Annotated in this window: 4 protein-coding genes; 1 reads left to right on the top strand and 3 read right to left on the bottom strand. The window is 50.5% G+C overall.

Annotation, left to right across the window (positions count from 1 at the left end; translation table 11 throughout):
* Positions 1–303: 303 nt before the first annotated feature.
* From ABLU67_RS14140 to ABLU67_RS14130, 3 genes are all read right to left on the bottom strand, one after another.
* Positions 304–525, bottom strand: a complete 222-nt coding sequence (locus ABLU67_RS14140) for a hypothetical protein (protein WP_032751522.1) — start codon at positions 523–525, stop codon at positions 304–306.
* A 268-nt stretch (positions 526–793) separates the two neighbouring features.
* Entirely contained in the window at positions 794–3,904 is a 3,111-nt protein-coding gene (locus ABLU67_RS14135; protein WP_014227025.1) for an efflux RND transporter permease subunit, read from the bottom strand.
* Between the two features lie 13 nt (positions 3,905–3,917).
* On the bottom strand, positions 3,918–5,057 hold the full coding sequence (locus ABLU67_RS14130) for an efflux RND transporter periplasmic adaptor subunit (protein WP_348852346.1): 1,140 nt from the start codon (positions 5,055–5,057) through the stop codon (positions 3,918–3,920).
* 378 nt (positions 5,058–5,435) lie between these two features.
* On the opposite strand from ABLU67_RS14130, the gene envR reads away from it, so the two are divergent.
* The gene (gene envR, locus ABLU67_RS14125; RefSeq protein WP_004854718.1) at positions 5,436–6,077 is read left to right on the top strand and encodes an acrEF/envCD operon transcriptional regulator; all 642 of its coding nucleotides are present in this window, start codon (positions 5,436–5,438) and stop codon (positions 6,075–6,077) included.
* Positions 6,078–6,102: the final 25 nt, after the last annotated feature.

The following is a 6,102-nucleotide window of genomic DNA, read 5'->3' as shown; positions in this document are numbered from 1 at the left end:
AGTGAAACGCCGTAGCGCCGATGGTAGTGTGGGGTCTCCCCATGTGAGAGTAGGGCATTGCCAGGCATCAAATAAGTGAAAAGCCCATCCTGACGGATGGGCTTTTTGCGTTTGTGCTGCTGCGAAAATATCCATTTATACCAGACCTGGCAATGACAATTTGCCCATTTGATCTTATCTAAAGGATCGTTTCCCGAGCTTCAGCTGCCGGTATTGCAGTTTAAGCATTGTGGAGCTTACCTTCGGGGAAAAGCAGTGCCGGAGCTCGCTCCGGCACCTGTCATGGCAGAGAAAAGAAAGGAATTAACGAGTCAACGCCACGATGCCGAGCGTCAGGCCAGCGACGGCAGCTGCGCCTCCGGCAATCGCGCCGGCGGTTTCCCAGTTATCCTGGGTCGTTCCTTTCATACAGGTATTGGTGTGCACTAATCTGCCTTCAGAATCATAGACCGGTACACACGGAGAGTCATGTGCACAGCCGGCGAGTAGCGTTGCCAGCAATGCCACTAGAATAACTTTATTCATGATATTACCTCTAAATAATCCGCTTCGCTGTATTGGAGAACCCATACCTGCGCGGAACGGTTTATTTTATCATCAGCAATATGGGGTGCCGCTAGAGTAAATAATCTCAATTTATGAGTAACGTAAATATCATGAAGAAAACCAGAGAACTATGGGGAAATAATGTGTATTGGGTACCGCGGCAATAAATATATTTAATATCATCAGGATAGTTATCGAAACGCAGACGAAAAAAAGGCACCTGAAAGGTGCCTTTAGAAAAACATATTTACTCTGCGTGTTTCGTAAAGCGGCGTCTTACCACGACGAAGAAGACAGGAACAAAGAAGATCGCCAGTAATGTTGCCGTCAGCATTCCGCCCATAACGCCGGTACCGACCGCGTTTTGGGCGCCGCTGCCGGCTCCATGGCTAATAACCAGAGGCAGAACCCCGAGGATAAAGGCCAGCGAAGTCATCAGGATAGGGCGTAAACGCATACGCGATGCTTCAAGTGTGGCTTCGATAATTCCTTTGCCTTCTTTATCCATCAGGTCTTTCGCAAACTCCACGATAAGAATCGCGTTTTTCGCAGAGAGGCCGATAGTTGTTAATAAGCCCACCTGGAAATAAACGTCATTATTAAGCCCGCGTAACGACGCCGCCAGTAATGCACCAACTACCCCTAATGGAACGACGAGCATGACGGAGAAGGGAATAGACCAACTTTCATAAAGCGCCGCAAGACACAGAAAGACAACAATAAGCGAAATGGCGTAGAGCGCGGGCGCCTGGTTACCGGATAAACGTTCTTGATAGGACATTCCCGTCCAGTCGTAACCAATACCGGCAGGAAGCTTGCTGGCTAACTGCTCCATTAAAATCATCGCATCGCCGGTACTTTTCCCCGGAGCAGCTTCACCCAAAACTTCCATAGAGGGTAAGCCATTATAGCGCTCCAGGCGCGGTGAACCATAAACCCAGCGTGAGGTGACAAAGGCGGAGAACGGAACCATTTCGCCATTCGCGCTGCGGACGTACATATTATTGATATCGCTCGGCAGCATACGGAATTTTGCATCGGCCTGAACGTAGACTTTTTTCACTCGTCCATGGTCAATAAAGTCGTTGACGTAGTAACCCCCTAGCGCCGCGGAAATGGTTTCATTGATATCGGATAGCGAAATCCCCAGAGCCTGAGCTTTCTCCTGATCAACATCCAGCTTAAATTGCGGCGTGTCTTCGAGCCCGTTGGGGCGAACGCGTACCAGCTGGTCGGGATGCTCTCTCACCATACCCAGAAGTTGATTACGGGCCAGGGTTAACGCGCTATGGCCAAGGTTACCCTGATCGATAAGCTCAAAGTCAAAACCGGTCGCCGTACCCAGTTCGATAATTGCCGGCAGATTGAAAGGAAAGACCATAGCATCTTTAATCTGACTGAAGGCAACGGTCGCACGTTTGATGATTGCCTCAACGCCATTCTCTGCGCCACTGCGTTCTTCCCATGGCTTCAGGCTGACAAACGCCATACCGGAGTTTTGACCCTGACCGCTAAAGCTAAAGCCGTTAACGGTAAAGACGCTTTCAACATTCGCCTTCTCTTTATGCAGATAGTAATCGGTAACCGTATCAAGAACCTTTTGCGTGCGTTCCTGCGTTGCGCCTGAAGGAAGCTGGATCATGGTCATAAATACCCCCTGATCCTCATCCGGCAAGAAGGAGGTGGGCAGGCGCATAAACAGGACGGCCATACCCACAACGATCAGCAAATAGATGATCAGGTAGCGTCCGGTACAGCGCAGGATCCCGCTAACGCTGTTAGTGTAGTGGTTCACGCTACGATCGAATTTCGCATTAAACCAGCCAAAAAATCCTTTTTTCTCATGATGATCGGCTGATGCGGGTTTCAGTAATGTGGCACAAAGCGCGGGGGTCAGGATCAGCGCGACCAGGACGGACAGCGCCATGGCGGAGACGATGGTGATAGAAAATTGCCGATAGATCGCCCCCGTAGAGCCGCCAAAGAAGGCCATCGGGACAAACACTGCCGATAGCACCATGGCAATGCCGACCAGCGCCCCCTGAATTTGCGACATTGATTTTTCCGTCGCTTCTTTGGGGGGAAGCTTCTCTTCTACCATGACGCGTTCGACGTTTTCCACCACCACGATAGCATCGTCGACCAGAAGGCCTATTGCCAGCACCATGCCAAACATCGTTAGCGTATTGATGGAGTAACCGAACATCGCCAGTACGGCAAAGGTCCCGAGCAGGACGACCGGAACCGCAATGGTGGGGATCAGCGTGGCCCGGATATTCTGTAAGAACAGATACATCACCAGGAAGACGAGGATAATCGCTTCAAACAGCGTCTTCACAACCTCATGAATAGAGATTTTCACAAACGGCGTAGTGTCGTAGGGATAGACGACCTTCATCCCCTGCGGGAAGTACGGCTGCAGTTCGGCAAGCTTCGCTTTAATCGCGGCGGCGGTATCGAGGGCATTGGCGCCGGTAGCGAGCTTAATTCCCAGTCCTGAAGCCGGTTTTCCATTGATTTTTGCGACAACGTTGTAGTTTTCACCTCCCAGCTCAATACGTGCCACATCTTTCAGGTGCACCACTGAGCCATCCGCGTTCACGCGCAAAGTCACTTTGCCAAACTCTGCCGGATCCTTCAGTCGCGTCTGAGCAATAATGGATGCATTTAGCTGCTGGCCTTTAAGGGCCGGCGTACCGCCAAGCTGGCCTGCTGCAATCTGATCGTTCTGTACCTGCAGTTGGTTAATGACGTCGACAGGCGTGAGGTTGTACTTATTCAGGAGATTACCGTCCAGCCAGACGCGCATGGCATACTGCGCGCCGAAGAGCTGTACATCGCCGACGCCGTTAAGGCGGCTGATGGTATCTTTGACGTTCGATGCAACGTAGTCGGATATATCATCCTGAGTGGTGCTCGTGTTATCGGAGATGAATCCGGCAACCATCAGGAAACTACTGCTTGATTTCTCGACGCTAATCCCCTGCTGCTGTACTTCCTGAGGAAGAAGCGGCGTCGCCAGCTGCAGTTTATTCTGCACCTGAACTTGCGCAATATCCGGATCCGTACCTGATTTAAAGGTCAGGGTGATGGTAACGCCGCCTGCGGAATCGCTGGTTGAGGACATGTACATCAGATTATCGATACCGTTCATGTTCTGTTCGATAACCTGAGTCACCGTATCCTGAACGGTTTGTGCGTCCGCACCTGGATAGGTTGCGGAGATGGCCACCGCTGGCGGCGCGATAGTCGGGTATTGTGCAATCGGTAGCTGCATAATTGCGAGGCCACCGGCAATCATCATGATGATCGCCAGCACCCAGGCGAAGACCGGTCGATGGATAAAAAACTTAGACATAGGGATTCGTACCTTATTGCGCGACGGACGTCGCGGTATCCTCTTCGGCCTTCACGGTGACGCCGGGACGTACTTTCTGCAGACCGCTGACGATAACCTTTTCACCGGCTTTCAGACCGCTCGTGATTAACCACTTATCGCCAATCGCCTGTGAGGCTGTGACGGCTCGCGTTTCCACCTGGTTTTTATCATTAACGAGCATCACGCTGGCATCGCCGCGCGGCGTTCGGGTGACTCCCTGCTGAGGAACGAGAATTGCATCCGGTGAAACGCCCTCATCAATACGGGCGCGAACAAACATCCCTGGCAGCAGAGCGTGATGTGGGTTGGGGAAGATGGCGCGAAGCGTAATAGAGCCGGTGCTCTCATCTACCGTGACGTCAGAGAACTGCAGCGTGCCCTGAAGCGCATAAGGTTTTCCGTTTTCCATAATCAACTGCACGCTTTTGGTGTCACTGCCGTGCTGCAGGCTTTCCTGTTTCAGGCGCATGAAATCATTACTGGATTCAGTGACATCCACATAAATGGGATCGAGCTGCTGTACCGTCGCCATCGCGTCAGCCTGACCATTTGTCACCAGGGCACCTTCGGTCACGCTGGATTTGCCGATGCGGCCGCTGATTGGCGACGTCACTTTTGTGTACGCCAGGTTAATACGCGCGCTTTCCACGGCTGCCTTTGCGGCAATAACATCGGCATCGGCCTGGCGCGCGGTCGCCACCGCCTGATCGTATTCTTGCTGGCTGATATATTTTGTGCCGAGAAGAGGCGCGTAGCGTTTTACCGTTAAGTGGGCGATAGCCGCCGCGGCTTCTGCTTTCGCTTCATCACCTTTTGTGCTGTTGTAAGCCGCCTGATAGGTCGCCGGATCGATTTGATAAAGAGACTGTCCAGCGGTGACATCGCTACCTTCGACAAAGTTACGGTGCAGGATAATCCCGCTGACCTGCGGGCGGACTTCCGCGACGCGGTAGGCAGATGTGCGGCCAGGTAGCTCCGTGGTGACGGACAGCGGCGCGCTGTGTACGACATAAACGGAGACCTGAGGTATCTGCGCATGCGGTTGCCGATCGCCTGAATTATCGCAACCGCTGAGCAGGATGGCCGGGATGATAAGGCTGGATAAAAGTGTAACCCTGACATGAGGTGTCATTGCTGTTCCTTATAGATTATGAGCCAGGCATGGCCACGAATCTGTGCAAGAAATAATGAATTAAAATGCGGTTTGTTATCCTACAAATAAAAAACGATGGATGTAAGACATAGTTATTTTTTAGCCATCAGCAAGGCACGTAAAAACAAAATATCAGGAATAATGTTTTTAGAATGAACTTAAATTAAAATTTGCTTACATTGATATTTAATATATGAATATATTTATCTTAATTATTCTTGCGGTGTATTTATTGGAGAGCGTTTGAGATTTAACTCATCTGTATTTTTGCTAAACAATATTGATTGTCAGATGTTAGGTTTATAGGTATCCAGCGATTTCCCCACACTCTCAATCTGGCGTTGAGTGGAGCACCGTATGCCCAGAAGAACGAAAGAAGATGCGTTAAAGACGCGGCAGCTTCTGATTGAGTCTGCCATTCAGCAGTTTGCCTTACGTGGCGTGACCAGCACGACCTTAGCCGATATCGCTGATGCTGCTGGCGTGACGCGCGGAGCGGTGTACTGGCACTTTGCAAGCAAAGCTGAGCTATTTAATGAAATGTGGCAACAGCAGCTGCCGCTACGCGACCTGCTTCAGCATGAATTTAACCTTAAAGACGATCAGGATCCGCTCAGCACGCTACGAGAGAAATTTATTATTGGCTTACAATATATCGCCAATAATCCCCGTCAACGTGCCTTAATGCAAATTCTGTATCAGAAGTGTGAGTTTTCCAGCGACATGATGCCGGAAGCTGAGATTCGCAAGAGAATTGGTTTTAGCTATCCGATTATTCGCAGCATTTTGCAGCTCTGTATTCGTAACGGATTATTGCCAGCGGAAACCAATGTTGAAATTTCATTAATTGTATTACACAGCGCATTTACCGGTATTATTAAAAACTGGCTGGTGGAGCCCGGGCAATTCGATCTGTATCGCCAGGCACCCGCCCTGGTTGATAATATTATGTCAATCCTTTGCGGGGCTAATGGGCGGCAGACGATAGCCAGCCATTAAAATTCATGTAATAAAAAAGGCGCTT

The organism is Klebsiella sp. GN_Kp190 (assembly GCF_040061795.1).
Lineage (GTDB): Bacteria > Pseudomonadota > Gammaproteobacteria > Enterobacterales > Enterobacteriaceae > Klebsiella > Klebsiella michiganensis.
Note: the sequence above shows the minus strand (reverse complement) of the source record. Positions and strands in the feature narration are given on the sequence as shown.